2 protein-coding genes are annotated in these 2,530 nt (G+C 71.7%); both read right to left on the minus strand.

Going from position 1 to position 2,530, the window contains the following annotated elements; all coding sequences use genetic code 11:
- Positions 1 to 1,558 (minus strand): O-antigen ligase family protein (locus VF139_12895; GenBank protein HEX6852292.1); only part of this gene is annotated, 1,558 nt, incomplete at its 3' end.
- An 84-nt stretch (positions 1,559 to 1,642) separates the two neighbouring features.
- Positions 1,643 to 2,095, minus strand: a complete 453-nt coding sequence (locus VF139_12900) for a hypothetical protein (GenBank protein ID HEX6852293.1) — start codon at positions 2,093 to 2,095, stop codon at positions 1,643 to 1,645.
- Positions 2,096 to 2,530: the final 435 nt, after the last annotated feature.

Consider the following 2,530-nt stretch of genomic DNA (forward strand, 5'->3'; position numbering starts at 1 on the left):
GATCGTCCCAGGGGGAGAGCGAGACGGCGCGCTCCAGGCCCGTCACGCGCCGCGGGCTCGAGTCGGGCTCGGCGAGCGCGCGCCCTCCCGCGAACGAGGCGCGCCACGACGGCAGGACGAGCGCCGTCCAGATCGCGCCCAAGAGAATCGCGGCCGCCGCCTGCGCGGCGAGAGTCGACGCCGGAGCCGGAGCCGGGCGGGCGTTCGCCGGAGCCGCGGCCCCCTCGCCCGTCTCCGGCTCGATGGAGCGGGAGCGCCCCGCGACCCAGCCGGCGAGCGCGGCCGCGAGCGACCCCGTCGCCGCCACCGAGAAACCGACCGCGCTCGAGGCCGCCCACGCCGCCAGCGAGGCCCCCACGACGGCGGCGGCCGTGGCCGCGTCGGGCTCGATTCGCCTCGAGACCCGGAGGCAGGCGCGAAGGACGAGGAATCCCACCAGGAGCGCAGCGACAAGACCGACCCCCCCCTGGGTGGCCGCGATCTGCAGCACCTCGTTGTGCGCCCGATCCGTCGTCGCGTTCCACTCGATCCGCGAGAAGGCGGGGGTCCGATACGAGATGAAGGCGGCCCCGTACGCGTCGGTGCCGACGCCGAGGAGCGGGTGGTCGGACATCATGCCGAGCGCGATGCCCCAGAGCTCGACGCGCGATCTCGTCGTCGGCGCCTGGAGGTCGGCGACCTGCTTCAATCGCGTGACGAATCCCGAACCGAGGGGCGTCGCGAGAGGGAGGAGGAAGACGATCGCCGCCGCCGCGAGGAGGACGAGCCGTCGCCGTCGCGTTTGCGCGGGGGCCTCGGCGGGCCGGGTCCCCGTCGCGCGGATCGCCAGGAAAGCCGCCCCCGCCGCGGCCGCGCCGATCCAGGCCCCGCGCGAGAGGGTGGCGGCGAGGACGAAGAGCGCGAGGGCGGAGACGAGGAGCGCCGCGAGGCGGCCCGCGGCCGTGCGCGCGCGCGCGACCGTCAGGAGCGTCAAGGGAAGCGCCATCGCGAGGTAGGCGCCCAGCGAATTCGGATGTCCCAGGGGACCCGGGACTCGCGTGCTGCCGTCGAACGTCGCGCCGCCGAGCCAGTGGAAGGGGTCGTGCCCGGTGAGCTGAAGGAGCGCGTAGACGGATGCCGAACCGGCCGCCAGCGTCACGACAGCGGCCACGCGCTCGAGCCACCGCGGCGAGTCCGACGCGCGGCGCGACGCGAAGAAGAGCGTCGTCATCGCCGCGGCGACCAGGAATCCGGCCGGCCGCGCCGAGGAGCCGTGCAGGCTCAGTTCGGGACGGATCGAGGCGATCGTGGAGGCCGCGGACGAGAGGAGGAAGAGCAGGACCGCGGCGCCCGCCGGATCCAGTCGCAGCGAGTCGTAGCAGCGGGCCGCGGCGCCCCGGAGGGCGGCCCCGAATCCCCGGTCGAGGCCCGCCGCGAAGAGTCGTCCGAGCGACATCGACGCGAGGAGCGCGGCGCCGGTCAGAACGATGCCGACCTTGTGGGGTTCGAACGCGTCGTAGCCCCCAGGAACGAACGCCAGCGGCGTGACGCCGAGAAGAATGAGGAGAATGACCTGCATCGTGGTGGCCCATCGTGGCGGCTCGGGGGGCTTGCCGTCAATGGACCGAATGGCGACGAATGGGGGGAAGGGAGCGCTCGACGGTTACGCGGTCGCGGGAGCGATGCGGGGCCCGGACGGCGGGCCGAGGATGAAATCGTTGGGGAGTCTCCAAACGGCGAACTCGTACTCGGGCGAGGGTTCGTGCCCGGGCCGGACCCGCTCGGGGGATGCGCCCAGCAGTGCCGACCACCGAGGAATGAACTCCCGCTCGCTCGGACGCTCCGCATCATCCAGAAGCAGAACGGTGCCCGCGCCGAGGCGGGAGAGAAGCGTCGGTACGAGCCCGTATCGCGCGCCCGGCGCGCGCCCCGACGGTCCGTCGCAGACGGCAAGGGAGATCCGCTCGGGCAGCGGTTCGCTCGGCAGCGAGTACCATTCGTAGTCGTCGTAGGACCGAAGCGGCGCGTGAACGACGGAGACGGAATCGATCCCGTGCCGACTCAGGCAATTCCGAACAGACTCGGCCCACTGAGGATCCTCCTCGAGGGTCGTCACGTGAAGCCCTCGGACCTGGCTCACGACTCCCAGGATCAGCGTGGAGATTCCGGCTCCGCACTCGACGATCGGTCCCGAAGCTCGTACGGCGTTGTCGAGCACGCGCTGCAGGAACTCGACATGAGGCGTCCAGGCTTCGTTTCCCCACGCCGATGACAGCCGGTCGAGCGTCCCGGGTTCTGGAGCGAGTGGATCGTCGGATTCCATCCACCCGCGCAGGAGGCGGGTCAGACGATGACGCCCGAATCGGGCTTGGAGGGCATTTCTCAACGACCATGGAAGAAACATGAGAGGCTGCATGCGGCGTACTCACTCCCCGACCGGCACGCATCCGGGGCTCTAACGAGTAAGGGCCTGGAGCGGCGCGGCTGCGCGGTGCGTTCGCGAGTCTGAACCGCTGGACGCCACATGGCAAGGAATTGCGCATCTCACACG

The sequence above is a fragment of the Candidatus Polarisedimenticolaceae bacterium genome, assembly GCA_036376135.1.
In the GTDB taxonomy this organism is placed as follows: Bacteria; Acidobacteriota; Polarisedimenticolia; order Polarisedimenticolales; family DASRJG01; genus DASVAW01.